Origin of the sequence: Vibrio sp. 1CM23M (genome assembly GCF_023161755.1) — a bacterium.
Classification (GTDB): domain Bacteria; phylum Pseudomonadota; class Gammaproteobacteria; order Enterobacterales; family Vibrionaceae; genus Vibrio; species Vibrio coralliirubri.
The window spans coordinates 14,333-40,074 of sequence record NZ_JALNTR010000016.1 but is presented as its reverse complement, the minus strand read 5'-3'; the positions used below and the strand labels follow the sequence as shown (position 1 = coordinate 40,074).

Annotated in this window: 28 protein-coding genes; 22 read left to right on the top strand and 6 right to left on the bottom strand. The window is 45.0% G+C overall.

The window, feature by feature from the left end; all coding sequences use genetic code 11:
* Nucleotides 1–111 precede the first annotated feature (111 nt).
* Both MSG35_RS23555 and MSG35_RS23550 read left to right on the top strand, forming a co-directional pair.
* Complete coding sequence (locus MSG35_RS23555) at nucleotides 112–1,428, top strand: adenylosuccinate synthase (RefSeq protein WP_010434108.1); 1,317 nt, start codon at nucleotides 112–114, stop codon at nucleotides 1,426–1,428.
* Nucleotides 1,429–1,725: 297 nt separating this feature from the next.
* Complete coding sequence (locus MSG35_RS23550; RefSeq protein ID WP_050712643.1) at nucleotides 1,726–2,361, top strand: tetratricopeptide repeat protein; 636 nt, start codon at nucleotides 1,726–1,728, stop codon at nucleotides 2,359–2,361.
* Nucleotides 2,362–2,504: 143 nt separating this feature from the next.
* Here MSG35_RS23550 and MSG35_RS23545 read toward each other — a convergent pair whose 3' ends face one another.
* On the bottom strand, nucleotides 2,505–3,914 hold the full coding sequence (locus tag MSG35_RS23545; protein ID WP_061040035.1) for an amidohydrolase: 1,410 nt from the start codon (nucleotides 3,912–3,914) through the stop codon (nucleotides 2,505–2,507).
* 247 nt (nucleotides 3,915–4,161) lie between these two features.
* On the opposite strand from MSG35_RS23545, the gene rnr reads away from it, so the two are divergent.
* From rnr to rplI, 5 genes are all read left to right on the top strand, one after another.
* Nucleotides 4,162–6,663, top strand: a complete 2,502-nt coding sequence (rnr, locus tag MSG35_RS23540; protein WP_050634935.1) for a ribonuclease R — start codon at nucleotides 4,162–4,164, stop codon at nucleotides 6,661–6,663.
* A gap of 176 nt (nucleotides 6,664–6,839) precedes the next feature.
* A complete protein-coding gene (gene rlmB, locus MSG35_RS23535; RefSeq protein WP_009847889.1) occupies nucleotides 6,840–7,580 on the top strand; it encodes a 23S rRNA (guanosine(2251)-2'-O)-methyltransferase RlmB in 741 nt (246 codons plus the stop codon).
* 557 nt (nucleotides 7,581–8,137) lie between these two features.
* A complete protein-coding gene (rpsF, locus tag MSG35_RS23530; protein ID WP_004741278.1) occupies nucleotides 8,138–8,527 on the top strand; it encodes a 30S ribosomal protein S6 in 390 nt (129 codons plus the stop codon).
* 112 nt (nucleotides 8,528–8,639) lie between these two features.
* The gene (gene rpsR / locus MSG35_RS23525) at nucleotides 8,640–8,867 is read left to right on the top strand and encodes a 30S ribosomal protein S18 (RefSeq protein WP_000090472.1); all 228 of its coding nucleotides are present in this window, start codon (nucleotides 8,640–8,642) and stop codon (nucleotides 8,865–8,867) included.
* Nucleotides 8,868–8,905: 38 nt separating this feature from the next.
* Nucleotides 8,906–9,358, top strand: a complete 453-nt coding sequence (gene rplI, locus MSG35_RS23520) for a 50S ribosomal protein L9 (RefSeq protein ID WP_048610692.1) — start codon at nucleotides 8,906–8,908, stop codon at nucleotides 9,356–9,358.
* 179 nt (nucleotides 9,359–9,537) lie between these two features.
* Here rplI and MSG35_RS23515 read toward each other — a convergent pair whose 3' ends face one another.
* Nucleotides 9,538–10,422, bottom strand: a complete 885-nt coding sequence (locus tag MSG35_RS23515) for a DUF481 domain-containing protein (RefSeq protein ID WP_050652213.1) — start codon at nucleotides 10,420–10,422, stop codon at nucleotides 9,538–9,540.
* A 176-nt stretch (nucleotides 10,423–10,598) separates the two neighbouring features.
* Here MSG35_RS23515 and MSG35_RS23510 point away from each other — a divergent pair, with 176 nt between their 5' ends.
* The 3 genes from MSG35_RS23510 to MSG35_RS23500 are packed head-to-tail and all read left to right on the top strand — an operon-like array spanning nucleotide 10,599 to nucleotide 14,311.
* Nucleotides 10,599–11,990: a replicative DNA helicase gene (locus MSG35_RS23510; protein ID WP_016767560.1), complete on the top strand. Its 1,392-nt coding sequence runs from the start codon at nucleotides 10,599–10,601 to the stop codon at nucleotides 11,988–11,990.
* Between the two features lie 6 nt (nucleotides 11,991–11,996).
* Entirely contained in the window at nucleotides 11,997–13,082 is a 1,086-nt protein-coding gene (alr, locus tag MSG35_RS23505; protein ID WP_065677853.1) for an alanine racemase, read from the top strand.
* A gap of 23 nt (nucleotides 13,083–13,105) precedes the next feature.
* Nucleotides 13,106–14,311 (top strand): BamA/TamA family outer membrane protein, encoded by a 1,206-nt coding sequence (locus MSG35_RS23500; RefSeq protein ID WP_248385124.1) that lies wholly within the window; start codon nucleotides 13,106–13,108, stop codon nucleotides 14,309–14,311.
* A gap of 133 nt (nucleotides 14,312–14,444) precedes the next feature.
* Here MSG35_RS23500 and MSG35_RS23495 read toward each other — a convergent pair whose 3' ends face one another.
* A complete protein-coding gene (locus MSG35_RS23495; RefSeq protein ID WP_248385122.1) occupies nucleotides 14,445–14,864 on the bottom strand; it encodes a secondary thiamine-phosphate synthase enzyme YjbQ in 420 nt (139 codons plus the stop codon).
* A gap of 326 nt (nucleotides 14,865–15,190) precedes the next feature.
* On the opposite strand from MSG35_RS23495, the gene pgi reads away from it, so the two are divergent.
* Nucleotides 15,191–16,843 carry a glucose-6-phosphate isomerase gene (pgi, locus tag MSG35_RS23490; RefSeq protein WP_248385120.1) on the top strand — a complete coding sequence of 551 codons (1,653 nt, stop codon included), beginning with the start codon at nucleotides 15,191–15,193 and terminating at the stop codon, nucleotides 16,841–16,843.
* 153 nt (nucleotides 16,844–16,996) lie between these two features.
* Here pgi and MSG35_RS23485 read toward each other — a convergent pair whose 3' ends face one another.
* On the bottom strand, nucleotides 16,997–17,458 hold the full coding sequence (locus MSG35_RS23485) for a chemotaxis protein CheX (RefSeq protein WP_017059940.1): 462 nt from the start codon (nucleotides 17,456–17,458) through the stop codon (nucleotides 16,997–16,999).
* A 17-nt stretch (nucleotides 17,459–17,475) separates the two neighbouring features.
* Nucleotides 17,476–17,934, bottom strand: a complete 459-nt coding sequence (gene zur, locus MSG35_RS23480) for a zinc uptake transcriptional repressor Zur (RefSeq protein ID WP_017059941.1) — start codon at nucleotides 17,932–17,934, stop codon at nucleotides 17,476–17,478.
* Nucleotides 17,935–18,630: 696 nt separating this feature from the next.
* Between zur and MSG35_RS23475 the strand changes: the two genes are divergently transcribed.
* Entirely contained in the window at nucleotides 18,631–19,221 is a 591-nt protein-coding gene (locus MSG35_RS23475) for a hypothetical protein (protein ID WP_248385118.1), read from the top strand.
* 87 nt (nucleotides 19,222–19,308) lie between these two features.
* Here the strand turns inward: MSG35_RS23475 and MSG35_RS23470 are convergent, their stop codons facing one another.
* Entirely contained in the window at nucleotides 19,309–19,914 is a 606-nt protein-coding gene (locus MSG35_RS23470; protein ID WP_102277782.1) for a S24 family peptidase, read from the bottom strand.
* A 134-nt stretch (nucleotides 19,915–20,048) separates the two neighbouring features.
* Here MSG35_RS23470 and MSG35_RS23465 point away from each other — a divergent pair, with 134 nt between their 5' ends.
* The 10 genes from MSG35_RS23465 (at nucleotide 20,049) to MSG35_RS23425 (ending at nucleotide 25,733) form a co-directional block, all read left to right on the top strand.
* The gene (locus MSG35_RS23465) at nucleotides 20,049–20,303 is read left to right on the top strand and encodes a pyocin activator PrtN family protein (RefSeq protein WP_017108645.1); all 255 of its coding nucleotides are present in this window, start codon (nucleotides 20,049–20,051) and stop codon (nucleotides 20,301–20,303) included.
* Nucleotides 20,304–20,314: 11 nt separating this feature from the next.
* A complete protein-coding gene (locus MSG35_RS23460) occupies nucleotides 20,315–20,509 on the top strand; it encodes a hypothetical protein (protein WP_248385116.1) in 195 nt (64 codons plus the stop codon).
* A gap of 2 nt (nucleotides 20,510–20,511) precedes the next feature.
* Nucleotides 20,512–20,706 (top strand): hypothetical protein, encoded by a 195-nt coding sequence (locus MSG35_RS23455; RefSeq protein ID WP_248385114.1) that lies wholly within the window; start codon nucleotides 20,512–20,514, stop codon nucleotides 20,704–20,706.
* On the top strand, nucleotides 20,706–22,535 hold the full coding sequence (locus MSG35_RS23450; RefSeq protein ID WP_102312364.1) for a replication endonuclease: 1,830 nt from the start codon (nucleotides 20,706–20,708) through the stop codon (nucleotides 22,533–22,535). Before MSG35_RS23455 ends, MSG35_RS23450 begins: the two co-directional genes overlap by 1 nt.
* A gap of 64 nt (nucleotides 22,536–22,599) precedes the next feature.
* Nucleotides 22,600–22,917, top strand: coding sequence for a hypothetical protein (locus MSG35_RS23445; protein ID WP_054542928.1), 318 nt, complete (start codon nucleotides 22,600–22,602; stop codon nucleotides 22,915–22,917).
* Entirely contained in the window at nucleotides 22,910–23,449 is a 540-nt protein-coding gene (locus tag MSG35_RS23440) for a hypothetical protein (RefSeq protein ID WP_248385112.1), read from the top strand. The genes MSG35_RS23445 and MSG35_RS23440 overlap by 8 nt, the downstream gene beginning before the upstream one ends.
* The gene (locus tag MSG35_RS23435) at nucleotides 23,436–23,921 is read left to right on the top strand and encodes a hypothetical protein (protein ID WP_248385110.1); all 486 of its coding nucleotides are present in this window, start codon (nucleotides 23,436–23,438) and stop codon (nucleotides 23,919–23,921) included. The genes MSG35_RS23440 and MSG35_RS23435 overlap by 14 nt, the downstream gene beginning before the upstream one ends.
* Nucleotides 23,881–24,645: a hypothetical protein gene (locus MSG35_RS23430; RefSeq protein ID WP_248385108.1), complete on the top strand. Its 765-nt coding sequence runs from the start codon at nucleotides 23,881–23,883 to the stop codon at nucleotides 24,643–24,645. The genes MSG35_RS23435 and MSG35_RS23430 overlap by 41 nt, the downstream gene beginning before the upstream one ends.
* A 131-nt stretch (nucleotides 24,646–24,776) precedes the next feature.
* Complete coding sequence (locus MSG35_RS24075) at nucleotides 24,777–24,905, top strand: hypothetical protein (protein ID WP_004735828.1); 129 nt, start codon at nucleotides 24,777–24,779, stop codon at nucleotides 24,903–24,905.
* A gap of 12 nt (nucleotides 24,906–24,917) precedes the next feature.
* A complete protein-coding gene (locus MSG35_RS23425; RefSeq protein WP_248385105.1) occupies nucleotides 24,918–25,733 on the top strand; it encodes a major capsid protein P2 in 816 nt (271 codons plus the stop codon).
* Nucleotides 25,734–25,742: the final 9 nt, after the last annotated feature.

The window sequence follows — 25,742 nt, the reverse complement described above, 5'->3', positions numbered from 1 at the left end:
TTATAGCTGGTTTATTTTTGTACAGCGTTAACGTTTATGAACAAAAAGTGACTGCAAGAAGTGTGATTCAGTGCTAGAATCCATTTTTAATTAGCAACAGAAATTGGAAAGATGGGAAATAACGTAGTCGTTCTAGGCACCCAATGGGGTGATGAAGGTAAAGGTAAAATCGTTGACCTTTTAACTGAAGATGCAAAATACGTGGTTCGCTACCAAGGCGGTCACAATGCAGGTCACACACTTGTAATTGACGGTGAAAAAACCGTTCTTCACTTAATTCCATCAGGCATCCTACGTAATAACGTTAAATGTGTTATTGGTAACGGTGTAGTATTATCGCCTGACGCACTTCTAAAAGAAATGAAGCCTCTTGAAGATCGCGGTATTCCAGTACGTGAACGTCTTTTCATCTCTGAAGCTTGTCCTCTAATTCTTCCGTACCACATTGCAATCGACAACGCGCGTGAAATCGCTCGTGGCGCTAAAGCTATCGGTACAACGGGTCGTGGTATCGGTCCTGCTTACGAAGATAAAGTTGCTCGTCGCGGTCTACGCGTTGGCGACCTTTTCGATAAAGAAGCATTTGCTGAGAAGCTAAAAGAAGTTATGGAATTCCACAACTTCCAACTAGAGCACTTCTACAAAGCTGAAACAGTAAGCTACGAAGAAGTTCTTGAGCAAGCGATGAGCTACGCAGACATGTTAACTGCGATGGTTATCGACGTAACTGACGAACTAGACGCAGCACGTAAGCGCGGCGACAAGATCATGTTCGAAGGTGCTCAAGGTACGCTACTAGATATCGACCACGGTACTTACCCATACGTAACGTCTTCTAACACGACTGCTGGTGGTGTTGCTGCAGGTTCTGGTTTCGGTCCTCGTCACATCGGTTATATCCTTGGTATTACTAAGGCTTACTGTACTCGTGTTGGTTCTGGTCCATTCCCAACTGAGCTATACGATGGCCTTGAGAAGCAAGACCCAGTTGGTAAACACCTAGGCGATGTTGGTCACGAGTTTGGCGCAACAACGGGTCGTCTACGTCGTACTGGCTGGTTCGATGCTGTTGCTATGCGTCGTGCAATCCAAATCAACTCTCTATCTGGTATGTGTCTAACTAAACTAGACGTTCTAGATGGCCTAGAAGAACTAAAAATCTGTACTGGTTACAAGATGAAAGATGGTTCTATCCTAGAAGTTTCTCCAATGGCTGCTGAGTCATTCGAAGAAGCGACGCCAATCTACGAAACAATGCCTGGTTGGTCTGAAAACACATTTGGTGCTAAATCTATCGACGCGCTTCCACAAGCTGCTCTAGATTACATCAAGCGTATCGAAGACCTAACTGGCGTTCCAATTGATATCGTATCAACTGGCCCAGATCGTAACGAAACTATCATCAAGGTTCACCCATACGGCGCGTAATGCCCGCTGAGTGATTACCAGGCACGAACAGTGCTTTGATAATGAAATAGTTTTCTAAAAGCCGACTTTATTAAGTCGGTTTTTTAATACCTGCAATTTAGAGTCTAAGCGTGGGTGATGATCTTTTGAACGCCATCTGGCAAAATATTGCCCATTAGCGGCAAGTTTTGTCTAAAGCCATCGGGGTTATTGCCGATACAGATATCATGGAAAGTGAAGTTCACCCTGTTTTGTGCGTGTAGAAATCCTCTGCACCCCTTAATAGATAACTTTAGCGACAGATAATAGAGTGCAGGTATGAAGCTACGAATTGTGGCAGCTTCATTAATAATGGCGCTGAGCTCACCCTTGAGTCATGCAAATTTGGCTGATGTGGGAGAGCCCGTTCCAATATATACAGAAGCTGAACTGATTAATTTAATCGAAAATAATCAACATCTAGAGCGAGTGAAAGCTGATAAGTGCCAGTTAGTTGAAGATATCGTTGCTCGTGCGACGCGTATTAGCTTGCCTTCTTATGAGTTTTTATATGGTGATATGTTGGCTTGGGGTGTGTGTGTTCCACAAGATGTAGAGCTTGGCCTTTACTATATGGAAAACGCGGCACATCAAGGTTTACCCGCTGCATTAGAGCAGTTAGGTCGTTATTACTCTCGTGGTACTTTGGTACAACAAGACAAAGAGCGTGCGATTCCCTATCTACGTGAAGCGGCCTCTATGGGTAACTTAAGTGCGAGTATTCACTTAGCGGAACTCTTGTTACGTGACTACGGTAGCCCATTGGATTATGAAGATGCTTACCGTTGGTTGTATAACTCGGTAACCGCAGACCAAAGACAACACAGACGTATTACTGTGCTTCGTAGCGGTCTGGAACAGAGAATGCCAGACAATATTATTGCTCGAGCAAAACGTCGAGACGTGTTCTGGTAAGACAGATTATTGAATGAGCAATGATGATTAATGACTGCACTCGTTAATCATCTAAAAAACTCGTATTAAAAAGGCCTCGCTGAGATTCATCAGCGAGGCCTTTTTTGATCTGAACGGAAAACCGTTTATCTAATTCGGTAGCGTTATTGAACCACCTCACCAGACTCAATCACCGTTTCACGAACAACCTTGGTGAAATCGAGTGCTTCTTGACGAATCTTGTCTTCGTCTACCGTTAGCATGTCGCGATCTTGCATGATGATCTTACCGTCAACGATGGTGTGGCGAACGTTACCAGAATTAGCTGAGTAAACTAATGCAGAGTATGGGTTGTAGACTGGAACCATGTTTGGCGCTTTAGTATCGATCACTATGATGTCGGCCAGTTTACCGGCTTCAAGAGAGCCGATCTTATCTTCCATGTGTAGCGCTTTTGCTGCGCCCATTGTCGCCATGTCGATCACTTTGATCGGCGGCATCGCAGCACGATCTTTGTTAACTAGCTTATGAACCTTAGCCACTTGGTTGAATTCATCAATGGTGCTCAGCGTGTTACCAGACATTGGGCCATCGGTACCTAAACCGATACGTACGTTCTCGTCATACATCTTAAGCGCAGGTGATACGCCTTTTGCTGACTTGATGTTGGCACTCATGTTATGAGCTACACCCATATCCGATTTCTTCACCAGTTCGATATCATGATCGTCAACGAGGATCATGTGTGCACCCACCAAGTTCTTGTTGAGTGCACCAATGCTGTCCATGTATTGAACCGGGGATAACCCATCAGAACGCTCTGCGATTTTCTCTTCTTCACGGTGTGATTCTGCAAGGTGAATCATTACTGGAACATCTAACTCTAGGGATAGCTTAGATATTTTTTGAAGGATCTCTGTGGTGTTGGTGTAAGGCGCATGCGGTGCAAACGCTGGTGTGATTCGCGGGTGATCTTTGTATTCTTCAATGAAGTTCAACGCGTACTTAATGCCTTCTTCGGCGTTAGCCGCATCTGCGACTGGGAACTTAATCACCGTTTCACCAAGGATGGCACGCATACCGATTTTATCGACGGTTTTTGCGACTTCATCTTCGAAGTAGTACATGTCGGCGTAGGTCGTCACACCGCCTTTTACCATTTCAACGTTACCTAGGTTCGCACCAATGCGTACCATGTCTCGCGATACTAGCTTCTTCTCTAGCGGGAAGATGTAGCGGTGCAGGCGATCTGGCACATCATCGGCCAACGAACGGAAAACCGTCATTGATACGTGGGTATGAGTATTGATGAGACCCGGCATAACGATATCGCCATCAACGTCTAACACTTGCTTAGCTTGGTACTGCTTCTCTAATGAAGCATCACCAACCGCAATGATTTTGTTATCTTTGACCACAACAGTACCGCTTTCATAAACCGTTTTGTCTTGGTTCATGGTCAGAACCATCGCATCGGTAATCATCAGGTCAGCTTTTTCCATTGCCGAACTTGCGAATGGAAATAGCGCTAGGCTCGCCATAGCTGAAGCCAATAAAGTGCGTTTTAGTTTCATATCATACTCAGAACAGGAGTTGGTAAAGTGCGTGGATAATAGTGTATTTCATTCATGGCGCAAACGTTTGTTTTATCGTTTGCTTGAAATTTTGATGATAGTCCACGTCTATGAAGCGATGTTTCACAAAGTGAAGATATGTATCAATCTAAGGTTATTTGAGTGTTTTCTAAAGCATATCTGTAGCTTACCCCTAGCATCAGATATACTAGGGGTATATACCTTCCTTGCTTAAGCAGGCCCGCCTATGTCAAAAAACACACCAACGTCAGAAAACACGACAGCGACAACCACTGTTGATCCTTTTGCCGACCGAGAGTCGAAAAATTACGATAACCCAGTACCAAGCCGAGAGTTCATTATTTCGTTTCTAACAGACGCGAATATTCCGATGAACCGCAACGATCTATTCGAAGCTTTGGGTCTTGCTGGAGAGGAACAATATGAAGGGCTGCGTCGTCGTTTACGTGCAATGGAGCGTGATGGACAGCTTATCTTTACTCGTCGTCAGTGCTACGCATTGCCTGAGAAGATGGAACTGATCAAAGGCTATGTGATTGGTCATAAAGACGGTCATGGTTGGGTTCGCCCAGACGGCAGTGTGGGTAAAGACAATGATATCGTGCTGCCGCATCATCAGATGAAAACCATCATGCACGGTGATTACGTATTGGTTCAGCCTACTGACAACAGTAAGCGTGGCCGTCGTGAAGGTCGCTTGGTTCGTGTGCTTGAAGAGCGTAAAACGCCACTTGTTGGTCGCTTCTTCCTAGAGTACGGCCATTCTTACGTTGTTGCTGATGATTCGCGTATTAGTCACGACATCCAGATCCCTACTGAGCATAAAGGCGGTGCTCGAATGGGTAATGTGGTTGTGATTGAGATTACGGATCGCGGTGGTCGTTCTCGTAACATGATGGGTAAAGTAACCGAAGTTCTTGGTGAAAACATGGCTCCGGGTATGGAAACGCAGATTGCGATCCGTACTCACCAGATCCCACAAGAGTGGCCTGAAGCGGTAGATAAACAAATTGAAAACCTAGGTGAGCATGTTCCTGAAGAAGCAAAAGAAGGGCGTGTAGACCTGCGTAAACTGCCATTAGTTACCATTGATGGTGAAGATGCGCGTGACTTCGATGATGCGGTTTACTGTGAAGCGAAGAAAGGCGGAGGCTGGCGTCTATGGGTAGCGATTGCTGACGTAAGTTACTACGTTCGCCCAGATACGGCGCTAGACAAAGAAGCGATTAACCGTGGTAACTCGGTATACTTCCCGTCACAAGTTGTACCAATGCTGCCTGAAGTGCTTTCAAATGGTTTGTGTTCATTGAACCCTCAAGTAGACCGCTTATGTATGGTGTGTGAGATGACTATCTCAGACAAAGGCAAGCTGTCGGGATACAAGCACTACGAAGCGGTAATGAACTCTCATGCTCGTCTTACTTACAACAAAGTAGGCGCGATCTTAGATGGCAATGAAGAGCTTCGTGAGCGTTACGAACCAGAAGTACCTCATCTTGAAGAACTGCACAAAATGTACAAAGTTCTTAAGAAAACGCGTGATGAGCGTGGTGCGATTGAGTTTGAAACGGTAGAAACCAAATTTATCTTCAATGCGGATCGTAAGATCGACCGTATTGAACCGGTAATCCGTAACGATGCACACAAAATCATCGAAGAGTGTATGATTCTGGCGAACATCGCATCGGCATCTTACGTAGAGAAAGCGAAAGAGCCTGCTCTGTACCGTGTTCACGAAACTCCGGGCGAAGAGCGCTTAATGGGCTTCAAGAGCTTCTTAAGTGAATTAGGTTTAACGCTGGAAGGTGGTTTGTCACCATCACCAGTCGACTATGCACAACTGATGCAACAGATTAACGAGCGTGAAGACCGTGAGTTAATCCAAACCATGCTACTTCGTTCAATGAAGCAAGCGGTCTACAACGCGGATAACGCGGGTCACTTTGGCTTAGCCCTTAAACGCTATGCTCACTTTACCTCGCCGATTCGTCGTTACCCTGACTTGCTATTGCACCGTGCGATTAAGTACCTTATTGCGAAAGAAGGCGGTCGTAACAGCGAACGTTGGACGCCAACCGGTGGTTACCACTACACTTTCGATGATATGGACTTCTACGGCGAGCAGTGTTCAATGACTGAGCGTCGTGCTGATGACGCAACGCGTGAAGTAAACGACTGGTTGAAGTGTGAATACATGCAAGACCATGTTGGCGAAGTGATGGATGGCGTAATTGCTAACGTGACTGGTTTTGGCTTCTTTGTTCGTCTAACTGAACTGCACATTGATGGCTTGGTACACATCTCAGCGCTAGCGAATGATTACTACCAATTTGATGCTGTTGGTCAGCGTCTAGTGGGTGAAAGCTCAGGTAATATCTACCGCTTGGGTGATTCGGTTAAAGTGAAGGTTTCTGCGGTTAACTTAGAAACTCGCCAAATCGACTTTGACTTAGAAGACACTGATCGTCAGCCGCGTGGTAAAGGCAAAACAGCCAAGAAGCGTGCAGCAGAAGCGATGAAAAAGGCGAAAAGCAAGAAGCGCTCAGCAGTGAAGAGTAATAAGCCGGGCGTATCAGCGAAGCCTATGGTTGAGCCAACTAAGCGACCTGATGGAAGCAGCGAAGGCCCAGCTAAGAAGAAAAAATCATCGAACAAAACCGGTGCTGCGAAAGCTCGCGCAAAGAAAAAGCGTGCTGCAAGCCGTAAGCCAAAGGCTGATAAGTCTTAAGACTGATAAATCTTAAGGTTAATAAGGCGCTCTGCTAATCAGGTTTAGCGCCTAACTGATTTAATTTAATGCGAGAGTATCAGGCGGAAGATGCATGCTCTCGGAATAAACAACACAGAGGTGGGTGCGTCGGGTTTGATGCCTTCATCTCTGAGCAATAAGAGTAACCAGAGACAATGAGTAACGAATTTATTTACGGTATTCACGCGGTGAAAGCCGTACTAGAAAAAGATCCAGCACGCTTTATTGAAGCGTACGTGCTTAAAGGTCGTCAAGACGATCGCCTTCTTCCATTACTGAATCAACTGCAGCAATTTGGCGTGTCGATTCAACAAATGGGCCGTAAGCCGCTTGATGAAAAAGCGCAGGGTGCAAATCACCAAGGTCTTATTGCTAAGGTGAAGCCTGCTAAGCAGCTTAATGAAACTCACCTAGACGATATCCTTGCGCAGCACGAACAACCTCTGCTGTTGGTTCTAGACGGCGTAACAGACCCTCACAACCTAGGTGCTTGCTTACGTAATGCAGATGCTGCAGGTGTAGCCGCTGTTATCGTACCGAAAGACCGCTCTTCGCCGCTAACGGCAACAGTAAGTAAGGTTGCGTGTGGCGCAGCAGAAACGGTTCCGTTAGTACGTGTAACCAACCTAGCTCGCACAATGCGTGCACTGCAAGAGCAGGGCGTATGGTTTGTGGGTACGGCAGGTGAAGCGACACATGATATCTACCAAGCGAAGCTAACAGGCCCTCTTGCGGTCGTTATGGGGGCAGAAGGTGACGGTATGCGTCGTCTAACGCGCGAAACCTGTGATGACCTAATTAAGATCCCAATGGCAGGCAGTGTGTCGAGCCTAAACGTTTCGGTAGCATCAGGCATCTGTCTGTTCGAAGCGGTACGTCAGCGCCTAGCTCAATAGCGTTAAGCTGAGTTAAAAGGCAAACGACTTTAAGTCTATGAATTTATTAACGCTCACCACTTGCTGGTGGGCGTTTGTTTTTAGGGCATAGAGTGAAAAATTGACAGAATCACAGATGGTAAGGGGCTGTTGCTCTTTCGTGGTTGAATTTTGTTCGAGATAAAATCGTTTTAGGCGCGGCGAAGAATATGTAGCCTAGTCATTCTAAGCAAATATTCTTCAACAAAGCATAAACCGATTTTAGCCGAACCCTTCGGGCAGCCTTTGTGGTTCATTTCTACTGCGTTATCGGCTTTTTATGTAGGCTAGCTACACGTCAAAGCCTCTGCCTTGTATAAATTTCCCACAAAGAACTGCAAAAACCAGCTCGAAAGATTAACAGCCCCTAAATGGCGAAAGAAAAACTGTTTCATTATTCGCCAAATACCGCTTGCCAATACAGGGTTCTTTCTATAATATTTGCCGTCCTTAAAACTCGGTCATTTATCTTTAGTTCCTTGCTTCCTCTGGACGACCGGGCCACTCGTGGAAGCTAATAATCCGTAAGGAGCAACCAAATGCGTCATTACGAAATCGTATTCATGGTTCACCCTGATCAAAGCGAGCAAGTTGCTGGCATGATCGAGCGTTACACTGGTTCTATCACTGAAGCTGGCGGTACTATCCACCGTCTAGAAGACTGGGGTCGTCGTCAAATGGCTTACCCAATCAACAAGCTTCACAAAGCTCACTACGTTCTTATGAACGTTGAAGCTGGTCAAGAAGTGATTGACGAGCTAGAAACTGCTTTCCGTTTCAACGATGCAGTTCTACGTAACATGATCATGCGCACTAAAGGCGCTGTGACTGAGCAATCTATTATGCTTAAGCAAAAAGAAGAGCGTGCAGAGCGTGCTCCTCGTCGCGAAGAGCGTACAGAAGCTAAACCAGAAGCAGCTGCTGAGTAATTCTTTTTTGGCTTAACGCCTTAAAAAATTCTCAACTTGTTTTAGGTCATTGATAGTTATTTCGATAATTGTGAAAGACCGCTTTACTAAATTTAAGATCAGGAGATAGCCCATGGCTCGTTTCTTCCGTCGTCGTAAATTCTGCCGTTTCACTGCAGAAGGCGTACAAGAGATTGACTACAAAGACGTAGCAACTCTTAAAAACTACATCACTGAAGCTGGTAAAATCGTACCTAGCCGTATCACTGGTACAAGCGCTAAGTACCAGCGTCAACTAGCTCGCGCTATCAAGCGTTCTCGTTACCTAGCTCTACTACCGTACACTGACAAGCATCAGTAATCGGTAATAGTTAATAATAGTTTAAGAGGACTAAGATAATGCAAGTTATTCTACTTGATAAGATCGGTAACCTAGGTGGCCTTGGCGACCAAGTAAACGTTAAATCTGGTTACGCTCGTAACTTCCTTATCCCACAGGGTAAAGCAGTTATGGCAACTAAAGACAACGTTGCTATGTTCGAAACTCGTCGTGCTGAACTAGAAGCTAAAGTTGCTGAGCAACTAGCTGCTGCTGAAGCTCGTGCAGAGAACGTTAACACTCTAGAAGGCGTTTCAATCGCTTCTAAAGCTGGTGACGAAGGTAAACTATTCGGTTCTATCGGTACTCGTGACATCGCTGACGCTATTACAGCGGCAGGTGTTGCAGTAGCTAAGAGCGAAGTACGCCTACCTGAAGGCGCTCTACGTAACATCGGCGAATTCGAAGTAAGCATCCAACTTCACTCTGAAGTTTTTGCTACTGCGAAAATCGCTATCGTTGCAGCTGAGTAATTTCAGTACCAAGACGAATTCTTTCTTTTGAAAGTTTTAAACACCAGCTTCGGCTGGTGTTTTTTTATGTCTGGAATATAGGAAGTATAAGGAAGGGCTACAATCGGTAAAAAGCTTATAGTGATCCATAAGCTGTTATTGCTGAGCAAGCCGTTCTCAAGGTTAGAAGTGGCCTAAGATTAGAATTGGAATAGCAAGTTGATCGATAGAACAGAGTCTTCTTTGCTTAACCCTTCAGGCACTTTATCGTGGTACTGGCGAGAGTGTGCGATCTTCAGCGCGATATTGTCAGTGATATCATTGATGGCTTCGAGTTCAGTATCAAACTTTAGGTTACTGTGACCAGAGACAAGCGTCACGTCGGCCTTGAGCTGCAAATTCTTCAATACCTGCCAAGACGTATTCACGTTGCCACGGAAAATTGCCTCTTCAACAATCTCTGGGAAGATGATGTCATCGTCGTCTAATTCATCAAGGTTAGGTTCTTGGTAACGAAAACCTGGGCCCACTTCGACTTCTAACACAAACTTTTCGGTATTTGAAAACTGGTAACCCAGACCACTCGAAATTGTGTAGTCCTTAAAGTAAGCACTGTATCGCGAGTCGACTCCTTTAAAGCTGCCGTAAAGGTAGGTTTTAGGGCTTAACTTGTAGTCACTCTGAGCTGAGTAAGTCGATTGCCTTTTATCCTCTTCGCCATCTTTGTAGAGGTTGTAGTATTTCCATTCACCACTGGTTCTATGACGGCCAGCCGTGTACTCACCGTTAAGGCGTGCGTTAAGCGAACGTGAATCAGAATTACCAGTATGCGACTGATATCCAAATTCAACTTCCGTTTTTAGCGGGCTCGGCAGTTCTGTATCACTAGCATCACTCGGTGCGATATCCATATCTTTTTCTTCAGGTGTCGGTGCAACGACGATCGGCTCAGCAGTAGGTTCTGGAACCACTATAGAGTCGAGGATTGCATCAACAGAGGCTTTAGCATCATCAGCTAAGGCCATTGGAGCGCTCAGGAGGCCAGTGCTTAGAAGACCAGTGCTCAGAGCCAATAATTTGGACACGCATACCTCTAGTTATACAGTGAGTGAATGGAAGGATCGTAATGCTACCCTTGGTTAATTCCGTCAGCAATAGGTAAATTCTTCCTGAAGAATAAAACAAACTCATAGGATCGGATTACAAACGGATGTTCTTGGGTATAATGAACGATCATTATTAGTTATTGAGTGTAGTCATAGTGGATACCAAAAGTCAGAAATCAGCCAACGATCAGGTGGACGCCATCAAGGTCCCGCCACATTCATTAGAAGCTGAGCAATCTGTTATTGGCGGTTTGTTATTAGATAACGAACGCTGGGATACAGTTGCCGAAAAGGTTGTGGCCAAAGACTTTTATAGCCGTCCTCACCGTCTCATCTTTGAAGCGGTAAAGGATATCCTTGAAGAAAGTTCTCCTCTGGATCTTATTACACTCTCTGAACATTTAGAGCTGCGTGAGCAACTTGAAGAAGTGGGTGGCTTTGCTTACCTAGCTGACCTAGCGAAAAACACACCAAGTGCCGCAAACATCAATGCGTATGCGGATATCGTAGCGCAACGTGCACTTGTTCGTAGCCTGATTGGTGTCGCGAATGAGATCGCTGATTCTGGTTATGATCCTCAAGGTCGTACATCGGAAGAACTTGTTGATCTGGCTGAGAGTAAAGTCTTCGCGATTGCCGAAGGCCGTGCAAGTGAAAACGAAGGTCCACAAAACGTTGATAGCATTCTAGAGAAAACACTAGAGCGTATCGAGATCCTGTACAAAACGCCGCAAGATGGTGTGACAGGTGTCGATACTGGCTTCAACGACCTCAACAAGAAAACAGCAGGTCTACAAGGCTCTGACTTAATTATTGTTGCTGCTCGTCCATCGATGGGTAAAACCACGTTTGCGATGAACTTGTGTGAAAACGCAGCGATGAAGCAAGACAAACCGGTTTTAATCTTCTCGCTAGAGATGCCAGCCGAACAGTTGATGATGCGTATGCTTGCGTCACTTTCTCGCGTAGACCAAACCAAGATTCGTACTGGTCAGTTAGACGATGAAGATTGGGCTCGTATCTCGTCGAGTATGGGTATTCTGATGGATAAGAAGAATATGTATATCGATGATAGCTCGGGTCTAACGCCAACAGAAGTACGTTCTCGTGCTCGACGTATCGCTCGTGAACACGATGGTATCTCTATGATCATGATAGATTACCTTCAATTAATGCGTGTACCTTCGTTATCTGATAACCGTACTCTTGAAATCGCCGAGATTTCTCGCTCATTGAAAGCGCTAGCAAAAGAGCTCAACGTTCCGGTCGTAGCACTTTCTCAGCTTAACCGTTCCCTAGAGCAACGTGCTGATAAGCGCCCAGTAAACTCGGACTTACGTGAATCAGGTTCGATTGAGCAAGATGCCGATTTGATCATGTTCATCTATCGTGATGAGGTTTATAACCCAGATAGTTCATTGAAAGGCATCGCTGAGATAATCCTTGGTAAGCAACGTAACGGTCCGATCGGTTCGGTTCGTCTTACGTTCCAAGGCCAACACTCCCGATTTGATAACTATGCAGGCCCTGCATTTGATGATGAGTAATCGCTAATGACTTACATGAAAGCGGCGACGGCGAGCATTGACTTAAACGCGCTCGAACATAACCTGAACCAGATAAAGTCGAAGGCTCCTCAGTGCAAGGTCATGTCTGTTGTGAAAGCCAATGGCTACGGACACGGCTTACTGCATATCGCCAAGCACTCAAAAAGCTCTGATGCTTTTGGTGTGGCGCGTATTGAAGAAGCGCTACAACTTCGTGCTGGTGGCATTGTTAAACCTATTTTGTTGCTGGAAGGGTTTTACTCTTCGGGTGATTTACCAATCTTGGTGACCAATAACATTCAAACGGTGGTGCATTGTGAAGAGCAATTAAGCGCGCTAGAGAATGCAGATTTGGAAACACCCGTTGTGGTATGGCTCAAAGTCGACAGTGGCATGCACCGATTAGGTGTTCGCCCTGAGCAATATCAAAACTTTGTTGAGCGTTTGCATCAATGTGCGAATGTTGCCAAACCTCTCCGTTACATGAGCCACTTCGGTTGTGCTGATGAACTGGATAGAGCAACCACAGTTGAACAGACAGAGCTTTTCTTGTCTCTTACCGAAGGTTGTGAAGGGGAGCGTTCACTTGCTGCCTCGGCGGGTTTGCTCGCTTGGCCAGACAGCCATCTTGATTGGGTTCGTCCGGGAATCATCTCTTACGGTGTCTCTCCGTTTGTGGATAAATCAGCGCAAGAGCTTGGTTTTTTGCCTGTGATGACCCTGACCTCACACCTGATTGCAGTTCGCGATGTGAAAGCCGGTGAAAGTGTGGGTTATGGCGGAAACTGGACCAGTGAACGTGATACCAAGGTTGGTGTTATCGCGATTGGTTACGGTGATGGTTATCCTCGTACTGCACCTAATGGCACTCCAGTGTTCGTTAACGGTCGAAAAGCCCCGATCGCAGGACGAGTATCAATGGACATGCTAACGGTTGATCTAGGCCCAGATGCGGCAGATAAAGTCGGCGATGAAGCGACTCTGTGGGGTAAAGATTTACCTTCAGAAGAAGTGGCTGAACATATAGGCACTATCGCTTACGAGTTAGTTACTAAGCTGACTTCGCGTGTTGCGATGGAGTATGTGAAGTAATCATGGATCTTGATAAGTAAATTATGTTCAAGCGAACGACTCGAAACTGGCTAATGTCTGCAATTACATTACTCGGTGTCAGCTTTTCTTCTTCCGCTGTGAGTGAAGAAAAAGATTCAGCCTTTGTCCCTTTCTATTTTAGTACTGAAACTTTGGGCAATACCTTTGGGGTTGCGGGTGTCGCAAAGGGTGTTTGGCAACCTCAAGCCGCTCTGTTTGGTATGGCGCTTTATTCAGACAAAGACAGTTACGTCGGTTTTCTATCTGCCTTTAACTACGCTTTGTCTGAGAATGTTTTATTCAGTACTCAGATGTACCAAGCGCGCTTCAACGACAATCCTTATTACATAGGCTCTCAAGGCGATAACGATTCATCTATTGATGATAAAACCATTGCCGATGGCCTAGAGCAAAACTATCAGTTTGAATTCAAGTATTTGCTACCTTGGGGCAATGTTGCAGAACATGGCTTGCTAGGGGCTTTTCAGCCAATCAAAGATGTGAGCTTTGCTTCGCCCGTCGAATCGGGTGTCAGCTCGATTATCTTCACGCCTTTTTATACGGCACGTGAGCTAGAAGGTTTAAACAACACGGAAGAGGCGACAGGCTTTAGTCTGGCATTGGATTGGGATAACCGTGATAGCACACGTAACCCAACCACGGGCTCTCATACTAACCTGGAATTCACCACCGGAGCAGAAAGCTGGTCTAACGATGACTTGTGGCTCAAGTGGATTTTCCAAAACAGTCAGTACTTCGCATTAGGCCCTTTAGGTGACCTGTTCGACCAACAAGTCGTGGCACTCGATTTCTATACGGCTGACACGCCTACATGGGATAACTGTTCTGGGCAAGATTGTGCTCGTCCACCGGAAACGGAACAAGCTCGACTTGGTGGTTTATATCGCTTACGAGGTTATACCGGAGGTCGCTACCACGGACGTTCTGCGGTTCATTACTCTGCTGAGTACCGAGTGATTCCTGACTGGCAACCTTTGGGTGATATCCCATTGATTAATTACTATGATTTGCCTTGGTGGCAATGGGTAGCGTTTGCCGAAGTCGGGCGCGTTGCGGATGAGTACGACATCAAAACACTGCACTCAGACATGAAATGGAGCTTAGGTGGCGCGGTGCGTTTCCAAGTGGAAGGCATTGTTGTACGTGCTGAGTTGGCGCGAGGTGGTGACGAAGGGACCTTTAGGGTCATGATAAACCAGCCTTTCTAAGCCTATCTAAACTAAGCAAAGCTTTAGCCGTTAGATTTTTCTTATTGTTAAAGGGTGATACATAATCGTGTCACCCTTTTTTGTTACTTATCATTCTGTTTATTAAGAGCTTATTGCTCTTGGGTAATTATGATTACTCACCTTGAATAGTCGCAATTACAGTACGGCTGCCACCACAATCTCGATGCTCACCTAAGTAAATGCCTTGCCATGTTCCTAAAGCTAAACGACCGTTGCTAATCGGTATTGTCACACTGGTGCCAAGTGTCGATGCTTTAATGTGGGCAGGCATGTCATCATCGCCTTCATAGGTGTGTCTGTAGTAGGGCGCTCGCTCGGGAACAAACTTATTAAAGTGCGACTCCATATCAGTACGGACGGTAGGATCTGCGTTCTCGTTTAATGTGAGGCTGGCTGAGGTATGTTGGATAAAAAGATGTAATAAACCAACAGATAAAGAATTGATATCGTATATCTGTTGTTCAATTTCATCAGTAATGAGATGAAATCCACGCTTTCGTGAATTTAGGTGTATAGTCTTCTGAATCCACATACGCCATCCTTTATAATGTATTTGGAAAAAAAGTGGTTTAACGCTATCTTTTGAACTTGAATTTATCAGGTATCGCTCACATTTAATTATGTTAGAGCTAGAGTCAGTACCGATTCTTGTATCAGGAAATCTAATCCTGATTTATCTCAAGGTACAGCTCTTCATATGCGGCATAATACGTCGTGAAAAAAAATTACAAAGAATCTTTCAGTGGTGACGCGGTTTGGTCATCACAGAAAAATATAAACTTTCGCCTAATCGGGGGTTCTATTCATCACCCAGGTGACGTTTAGAATAAAACCTACAGTAACATCGGGATAGATACCATGTTGAAAAATATCAACCCAACGCATACACAAGCGTGGAAAGCTCTAACTGCACATTTTGAGTCTGCTCAAGATATGGATATGAAAGAACTGTTTGCTCAAGATGCAAAGCGTTTCGAGAGCTTTTCTACTCGTTTCGGTTCTGACATCTTAGTGGATTACTCTAAGAACCTTATCGATGCTGAAACTATGCAGCACCTATTTGCTCTTGCGAACGAGACTGAAGTTAAGTCTGCAATTGAAGCAATGTTCGGTGGTGATGCAATCAACAAGACTGAAGGTCGTTCAGTACTTCACACAGCTCTACGTAACCGTAGCGACAACCCAGTAATGGTTGATGGCAAAGACGTAATGCCAGCAGTGAACGCAGTACTAGCGAAAATGGAACTGTTCACGCACCGCATCGTTTCTGGTGAGTGGAAAGGTTACACAGGTAAAGAGATCACTGATGTAGTTAACATCGGTATCGGCGGTTCGGACCTTGGTCCATACATGGTGACTGAAGCACTTACGCCATACAAAACTCGCCTGAACATGCACTTCGTTTCTAACGTAGATGGCACTCACATTGTTGAGACACTTAAGCCTCTTAACCCAGAGACAACGTTGTTCCTAGTAGCATCTAAGACATTTACGACTCAAGAAACAATGACGAATGCACACTCTGCTCGTGATTGGTTCCTAGCTGAAGCGGGTGATAACGCACACGTTGCTAAACACTTCGCAGCACTATCAACGAACGCAACTGCGGTCGCTGAGTTTGGTATTGATACTGACAACATGTTCGAATTCTGGGACTGGGTTGGTGGTCGTTACTCACTATGGTCTGCAATCGGTCTTTCTATCTCACTATCTGTTGGCTTCGATAACTTCGTTGAGCTACTAGAAGGTGCTCACGAGATGGATAACCACTTTGCTTCAACTGAGTTTGAAAGCAACATTCCAGTCATCCTTGCGCTTATCGGTATTTGGTACAACAACTTCCACGGCGCTGAGTCAGAAGCAATTCTACCTTACGATCAATACATGCACCGTTTTGCTGCTTACTTCCAGCAAGGCAACATGGAATCGAACGGTAAGTTTGTTGACCGTGAAGGCAACCCTGTAGAGTACCAAACAGGTCCTATCATCTGGGGTGAACCTGGTACAAACGGCCAGCACGCGTTCTACCAACTGATTCACCAAGGCACTAAGCTGATCCCATCAGACTTCATCGCGCCTGCTATCAGCCACAACCCAGCATCTGATCACCACCAGAAGCTAATGTCTAACTTCTTTGCTCAAACTGAAGCGCTAGCTTTCGGTAAGACCAAAGAAACAGTAGAAGCTGAATTCCTAGCTGCGGGTAAAACAGCTGAAGAAGTGGCTGAGCTAGTACCTTTCAAAGTATTTGGAGGTAACCGCCCAACGAACTCAATTCTTGTTAAGCAAATCAACCCTCGCTCTTTAGGTAACCTAATCGCGATGTACGAGCACAAGATCTTCGTTCAAGGCGTTATCTGGAACATCTTCAGCTTCGACCAATGGGGTGTAGAATTAGGTAAGCAACTAGCAAACCAAATTCTTCCAGAGCTTGCTGACGATGCTCAAGTAACGTCTCACGACAGCTCAACGAACGGTCTAATCAACGCATTTAAAGCGCTTAAAGCTTAATTGAGTTGATAGCACCAAAAAAACGCCAACCTTCGGGTTGGCGTTTTTGTATCTGTAGAGCAAGTAATGGTTAAATCGCAGGCAATAAAAAAGGCTGGCATTATGCCAACCTTCTTTGATTTGATACTCAGTACTGCTAGAAATAAACAGCTGTTATTCGAAACAGATCTCGATGAAAGCATTACCCCATTGAGATGAGAAAGGCATGATGATGATTGCCCCATCACACTTGTGACGAATCGTATGACCTTTACCGGAAACCACGATTGGCGTTGCCATATCGAAGTCAAAACCGCTTTCCGCAAGAATACGTTTTGCACCGCCAGTCACCATGTTAGTGATTTCACCCACCATATCGGTCACTTCTTCGTTGAGGCCGTTTGGTCGTTCACCGAGCATGTTTTCCATGATTTCCAGAGCGAGACCTTCATCAAAGGTGATCGACATAGAGCCACGAGATTGTGTACCCACCATACCAATTAGGCCGGATACATCACCACGAGCGATTTCATCTTTCTTAACTCTCGGTTTTTGTGGCTTCAATTCTAGAGAAGCCATCGTTTTTAATACGTTCATCAAAGAAGCTAAAAACGGGTTTACAAATTCAGCGCGCATAATGTTCTTCTATAATCTTATTCTTTCATCTCGGAGGAGCAAGATTGGCAAATGCCATGCGATTCAATGACATGATTCGTCAATTGAAAGCCATGCTTCTCAGCGTTACTGGCGAGTAGGGTGACAAGCGCATCGTCCTGCAGTTCTATCACAGTGCCACATTTATCGCAGATCAGTAGTTGGGAGAAATGTTTGTTGGCATTGCAAGAGCAGCAGCATATGAAGCTATTGGTTGACTCAACTCGGTGAATGAAACCTTGTTCCAACAAGAAATCCAAAGCGCGATAAACTGTAGGAGGCTTGGCCTGTGGTTCACTGACTTTCAACTGCTCTAATAATTCATAAGCACTGGAGGCTTTTTTATTAGAGAGGATGAGCTCAAACACTCGCTTTCTTTGAGGTGTTAATCTAACGCCTCGCGATGCGCATATCCCTTCAACTTGCTCTATTAATGTGTGGTCCAAATTTTTCACCATTCAATCGGACATCCCTAATCATACCTTATTTCTAGGTTACTACGTTTTGGGAGCCAATGATTTCTATTAAAGTCAGGTACAGAGCGTATTGTGACCCACGACTTTGAATAAGACAAGGTAACTCAAAATGACAGTGTGACTCAAGGCATAACTGATTAATGAGGTTGAATTAGAGATTTGGTGAATAGGTTTGTAAAAAATTATGAGGTAAAGTTCATATAGCACAAACAGAGCATAGCATTTACAATAGCCGACCTTGCTTTTGCTGGGTATTCCAGCATATTTTTTTGACTCGCTACTAGGGTACTTTGCCATGACACATTCATGTAGGTTGTCCGTCGCTCCAATGCTCGATTGGACTCACTTTTAAGCAATACCAATACCTTAAAGCAAGCTAGACGTACTATATGCGTACTTATTAAACCTTTATTGACTGTACTTCTTAAGTATAAGATAACAATCTATTTCAAAGTAACCTTGTGTTTAAGCTAGAAAGGAGGTTAAAATTTAACCTCTAAGGGTAGGTGACAGGACAATAGTCATAAGTTCTTATTTAGCCTTATACTTAATACTTAATTCACCTTATAGATATCAATTACATACGTATTGAGTTGCAGAGAAATGATCGGTATGATGGTCATAGTCTATACTATTTAAGGTTAATTGATGCCAGTTCTAACTCAAGGGGAATCTAATATGCCGATACTCCCAACGGATTACAGTGCTAGCGCTATTGAGCGACGTTTTGCTGCTATTTCATCTATTGAAGTTGCGGGCGTACAGTCACACCTGTACTGGGACGAATCGACATTAGTTGCATCAGTTATATCAAATGAATCAAATGCTAATGGTCGTTTCCCTGTGATCGCATCTCTTGAGCTTGAGAGCACGAAGTGGCAGGAGAAAGAGTCTTTTGCTGTTGAACGCTTTTGGCAACAAGAACCATCACAAGTTCGCGGTGTTGTTGTTGAACCTAGATTACGTGATTTTGGTTTGGCTACTTTTATTTATGAAACACTAGCGATTGATATGGGTATGGTACTTGTTTCTGACAATGAGCAGTACGAAGGTGGTAAGGCGCTTTGGAAAAAAATTGCAAAGGATTCAGATAAACTCAAAGTTTATGTGCTTGATTCTAGCTCTTTTGATTTTCACCCTTATGGTGAAGATGGCCGTACTGTTTATACAGGTAGTAATATTGATGATGAAGAGTTGTGGTCAATTGATCCAGACGACTCGAAATTCGATGTTGTTTTTGTTGCAGAGCCTATTACCGCGGCATCTTAGAAATAAAAAAAAACCACCAATTAGGTGGTTTTTTTGTTTCTAAAATTGGATGTTATTTCTTAGCATTGGTGGAGTAGACTTTAGAAGCTACATTCTTTGCCCTGACCAAACCACCTCACCGATGATCTCGAAGTCGTTACCTTTAATCTCTTCCTTTCCAAGCTCCCATGCTTCATAAGCACTATTGTCACTGACTACCTTGATTCCGTTTGGTAGAAATTGAAGTCTCTTCACCATCAGTCGATTGTCATATCTGAATACGTAAATCCCATCAGTAGAAAAACCATCAACGCGGTTCACCATTACGATGCTCTGGTTTTTAAGAGTAGGGATCATGCTGTCACCACGGACAGGCATTAAGAAAACGTTGTTTGGGTTAAAGCCAAGCTCTTGCCTAATGAATCGCTCACTAAAAACCATTGCGCTAGATTCTTCTTCTTTTTCAACAAGCGCACCATGCCCAGCACTTACCTCAATATCGAAGAACTTTAACTCCAAATAGCCTTTTGGAGTCAATGAGCCACTTTTTGCGATCTCGTTCGCTTTTAGAAAAATATCTTCAGGAATTTTCCCGCGCATTCTCCACGTTTGAATGGTTGATGCTGAAACTCCCAAAGCCTTTGATAAGTCAGTATTTTTTGAAGTTTTGGTTAGTTTCTTAAGTTCAGATATTTGTTCGTCCACGATGCTCATTGAATGCTCCGGCGTGCTCAAAGGTGTTGCAATGTATAAATTATGATCCAATAATGTCTCATGACGACATTGAGACATTCTTGAGTTAATTATAGTTGCTCTTAGTTAACTCACCATAATTGCATAGGTGATTTATGAACACAAACTTCGCATTACTCGCTAGATTTGAAAGCCCTACTGTAGAACTTAAACAAGTCAGCCAAGAGTTTTTTGGTATCACCCCTAAGACGGCAGAGCAAAGAGCGAAAGCTTGTGACTTTCCCGTTCCTACCTTCAAGTTGCGTGATTCAGAGCGCAGCCCGTCGTTAATCAAGATTGAAGACCTAGCTGCTTACATTGATGAGCGTCATTCAGTGGCCAAGTGTGATTGGCTATCGGTAAACGGGTAGGAGGATTGAGCATGAATAATGTAGCGACTCCAATTCACAGCGTTAGCGTAGACCTTTCTCATTCGAGTGAAGCCAGAGAGCTTTTCATGATTATTAAAGGTCGCTTGTCTTGTTTAAGCGAGTCTTCACCTGAGTTTGAATTTTTATACCCGATCTATAACCAGTTCCTAGAAGCCACCATTTTATTGGAAAGCTTGGAGGAATAGACATGCAGGTATCTGACCCGATCCACCTACCTTGTCCAGATATGCTTGGCATGGTTGACCCAAAACCAGAACTACGCGAACGCTCTATTCATTTGATAGAGCAGTTACGTGAAAAACATGGTTTATCGAAGCGTTCAAAGCGTAAAGCTAGACCGATGAATTACGTTTGCACAAATAATTCGTGTACGGGGCTGTAATGAACGAACAAGCGATGATAGCCGCACTTGCTAACATGGAAGCTAAAAGTGACGCAGGGGAACTCACTCGTTACTCTGCGTTCACTAAACGCTTCTTTCCTCGCTTGCCTAAAATCGTGCGTAACGATGTGAAGCGCAAAATAGCCAAGCGTAAACAACGCCAAAACCCGACCAAAGAAAATCTGATATTAGCGGCAGAAGATGCCGTTAAATTTGGGCTGAAAAGAGCGCACTTCATTGAAGACAAATTCCCGTTTGTTGATAGTCGCGCTAAGAGCCGAACTCAACCTTTAAGCCACGATATTTTGATGCGTGATGATGCCGTTAGTGAACTAGCAAAAACGTTCGCTGATAAGTGCGCGTTACTGCTTACCGAAGAAAGCCAACCCGAAGTATTCAAAAGCTTTTTAGATGCGATAGAGCATGTTTACCAATTGCAGGAAGCTGAACTAAAAACGATTCATGTTAACGCGCCACAAGTGAACCTTAAAAAGCGCGACAAGAAACCGGAAGAGTTAGAACAAGACCTACAGGTAGCCGTATTAAAGATGCAATCCGAGTCTTGGATTGAGGGACGCTTGTTACACCTCCGAGCACAATACATTGAGTATTCACAAATCACGCTTGAGCGAGTTGGTGAGGGAAAACATCAGTCACCGGTGATCAGTGCTTTGTCATTTGCCAACTGGAAACAGAAACAGCGAGACGCTAAAGCGTTCCTTGAAACTATGGCAGTGATGAATAACGAGACGGGCGATTCTTTCAATCTTGAAGATGTGGTCAAGCGAACGACCGCGAACCCAGAAAACCGCCGTATTGAAATGATGGTGCGTTCTCGCGGGTTTGAAGAACTAGCTCAAGACTTAGGTTATACCGCGCTCTTTATTACTTGGACGTTGCCGAGTAAATACCACCGAGTTTCTAAAAAGTGGAATGGTGCGAGTATCAAAGACGGTCACCAAGTTCTCATGCAGCAATGGGCATTAGGCCGAGCACTAATAGCCAAAGAAGAGATTCATTACTTTGGTTTTCGAGTGGCTGAACCACACAAAGATGCGACCAGTCATGCTCACTACTTTCTGTTTTGTTCGCCTGACGATAAAGACTTCATTATCGAAACCTTAAAGTCGTGCGCTATCTCTGAGGATGAGCACGAACTAGGTTCTGATATTTCACCTCGTTTTGATGTGAAAGAGGCTGATCCAAAAAAGGGCGGGGCGACTGCCTATATTGCCAAATACGTCTCGAAGAACATCAACGGTAAGCACATGCCAGAAAACGAGGGTGAAGAATCTGCTTATCGTGCTCGTGCTTGGGCTTCCACTCACCGAATCCGTCAGTTTCAGCAATTTGGTGGTAAGCCTGTTTCCCTTTGGCGAAATCTACGCAGGGCAAAACCGGAACAGACCATGATAGACCCAAAGCTCGAAGAGCTGCGCCAAGCGGCAGATTCTTCGAAGTGGTCGCTGTTCTGCCAATTGGCTGATAGTGCAAAAGTGGCCTACCAATCAAAACAAAACCAATACGGTGAAACAACCAAAAAGGTGATCGGCTTTTCTTGGCTCGGTCGTCTTATCGAAACGTCTAGCGAGTGCTATTCGCTCGTTAAGAAAAAAGACGTGAAGCGTCTTCAAGAGGCGCGGAGTGTCTCACCTTGGAGCACTGAAAATAACTGTAACTCTCCCTTAGTTGAACATCTTCAACGCGTGACCGGATGGAGCGTAGAGGGAGTCCAATGCTTAATCTCACCGCTGATGCGGGGAGCCAAAGTTCAAATTGATAAATACACGAGTATCAGTTTTAGAAACAACCGTCTGATTGTGTATTAAACCATTGCCAACGATGTGAATCAGGGGCTAAACACTAAACAACGTCGTGAGACAGAGGATTGAAATGAAAATACTATCGCTTGATGAGTGTCAGCGAGATTTAGCTGCGTTGGACGCGGCTGACAGACTCACCGCCAACATGAAAGTAGAAATTGACCGCTTCAAAGAAATGGATACCAGCAAGCTCATGAAAAAAGCCATGGGAATGCTGATGAGTGGCAACTTATCACTCGAAGCTTTAGGGCTTCCCGTCAATCTATTTGAGCAATTAGAGCAACTCGAAAAACTCAATGGAGTGGCGCGCAATAAGTACCGCGCTGTCGTTGTAGCCAACCAAGAGCAACTTGGTGATGTGGAAAGCGTCGAGGTGAAACATGGCTAAATATGAAAACCCTGTTCGTGGGTATATTGCTTGTCCTGTTTGCCAGTCTGCCGCCACTACTCACCAAGTGGGTGAGGGGCAATTGATCGCGTCTGGTGAGCCACCAAAAAACAGCCGTAACATTGGATTGATGTATTACCGTTGCCCTGAGTGCGGTAACAGTTCGAATAGCAAAAAGGTTACGGAGTTCATCAAAGCTAATTCCGTTGCTGAGTTAACCGAACTTAAACCGAACCCAACCGAAAAAGGTTCGGTTATTGAGTCGGATTTGATAACCGAGCCTAACCCTATCGATGCAAGTGAGTTAACCGAATTGGTGCAAATGGGTGTAGTCAGTAAAGACGCGGTTTCCAACCGAGAGATAACCGAAACGGTCGATGATGAAAGAACAGAAAAGACCCCAAGTAAATTCCCCTTTAAACGAGTAATCACGGGGTTAGCGTCGGTTATCTTTATCATTTGGGCGGTGTCTCAACTGCTACCGAAAGCCTCAGCTGAACAACCGCAAGGGGGTGAGCATGGAGCAAGTTAACGAAACCTTACCAGGTGAACAAGGTGAACAAGGTGAACAAGTTGAACTTGATGATTGGGGGGATTTTGGCTCCGTTATTCATCAGCTTGAAGAACAAGAGAAAACCGAGAGCGATTTAGTTGGCTTAACCGAGCCAACCGAAACGGTAACCGAAGATAAAACGGAAGCTATGGCAGGCTTACTGAATATTTTGTTTGCCTTAACCGAGCAAGCGACCTCCATCATTTCGGGAGTTGAATTTGAGTTTGACGATAAAGGTAAGCAAGCGGTGATGGATGCGGCTGAGCCTGTCTTTGCAAAACACGGTAGTACGCTTATGGGCGTGTTTGGGGGTTACATCGAAGAGGCGACCTTATTACTTGCGGTTCTTGGTTTGATTTATGCCTCTAAAAAGCAATTGGCCATGCTGCAACAATCAAAGGAGGTGGACGGTGAAAAAGCCGAAGCCCCTAGCGCTACCGAACCCCGTTAATTCGAACCCGTCACATGATGCTGAGCACACTATTTATGTGGCGGGAACAGGAGGGGGTAAAACCTCAGCCGTTAAGCATTTGGGATTAATCCCTAAAACGGCTCAAGCGGTCTTTTTTGACCCCTACACCAACTACGCAGGGAGTAAGTTCCAAGGTCAAATGTGTCACGGTACTTCATCACGTTTAACCTTTGTCAAAACACTCATTATGGCGCGTCGTCGCGGTGGCTCGTTCAAGCTTGCCTACATTCCAGCAAACGGGGCAACGGGCGACGAATTAGAATTCTTTGCGTCAGTGGTGTGGTCGGTGGGTAACGGTCGGGCTAGTCAGCTTTATACCGTTATCGAAGAATTGGCGTCATGTGTTGAAACCTCGGGCAAGCTTCGAGGGCGTGCGGGTGAGCTTTTGCGTGGTGGTCGTCAATATGGTCTGGTGGTGCATACGGTTTTTCAACGTGGGCAAGAAGTACCCAAAACCGTGACTGAACAATCAAGCGTTTGGTGGGTGGGCGCGGTTAATTCAATGAGTGATGCTCACTGGATAGCGGATAAACGCGGGTTGGATGTGAATATCGTGGCGGGGCTGAAATCTGCCAAGATCAATAAAGAACGCATTGGTAAACCGATAGCCGAATACTTATTGATTGGCGATGGTATCGGCAACATCGAGCACAAAGCGTTTAACTGTCAGTCCGGCTCTAAGCTCAATTTAAACTACCGTTAATCGACCTTTTTAACCTATAGGTTACCCGTTCAACCTATAGGTTACTTTCCCTTCCTTTTTTAACCTCACTCCTATTTGATAAACGCTCAATTTGATTATTCACAATCCAACGTCGAGAGACAGGGGAACTCATGAAAGCTCAACATAAAAACATGTTGATTGCTGTAGTACTGACCTTACTGGTGATTGCCATCATCAATAACGTATCAACGCTAGAAGCAGTCAAAGAACTCATTAACGGCAAGCGTGGCTGGTTTTAAGGAGAGTTAAACATGTCAGTAAAACCAATCAAACTCAATTCTATGGTCGGTGCTGTTTGGGGGCAAAAAGGTACGTTACCTATCCCTGTTGGCCCTACTTATCAGGAGCTGGTACTAGAGACCAATGCCGAAGCAGCCGATATTGAGCGTTTGTCTATCACGCTTAATGCAGAAGAAATCTATGTCTTAACGGGCAGTGAGATTTTGATGCTTGAGCGTTACAAACAACGTGCTCATACAACAGGCCACTACGTGATCCCATTTAGTGATATTTCCGCACGTACTAAAAATGGTGTTCGCTACACGGGGCTGGTGACGGAAGCGGGTGACAACATTCACTTAGATGTCCAGTTCAAAGCGAAAGCCAGTGGCGACCCGCTATCGATTCAAGTCCATGCGTGGGTGACGAATGCGCAACCTGCACGAATCATCGTGCCAATGGTCAAGCGTGAAACCATGCCAGCGAACGCGGCAGGGGTGAACGAATTCACAAGCCTAGTATCAAGCCCGTTGATTAGTTTACGTCGTGCGCACTTCATGCACACGGGTATCACTAAACTCGAAGTTGAGCGCGACTTTGTTAAAGAGTACGAAGCCAACAAGTTTATCAATGAAGCGAACGCCAAGCGTAACGAACGTACACCTCAAGCGGGTTACTTTCATTTCGACCCTATTGTGCGTGGCTTCTCTATCGATGAGCTATTTCCAACACAGCACAGCTCTAACTTGAAGTTCTCAGTAACAACGAGTGACGTAGCAGGCTCAATCCCTATTTTGGTTGAATCGGTGAAAGTGGTTCGCCCTGAAATGCTCGCGGGTCGAAGCTAAGGAGCCGAT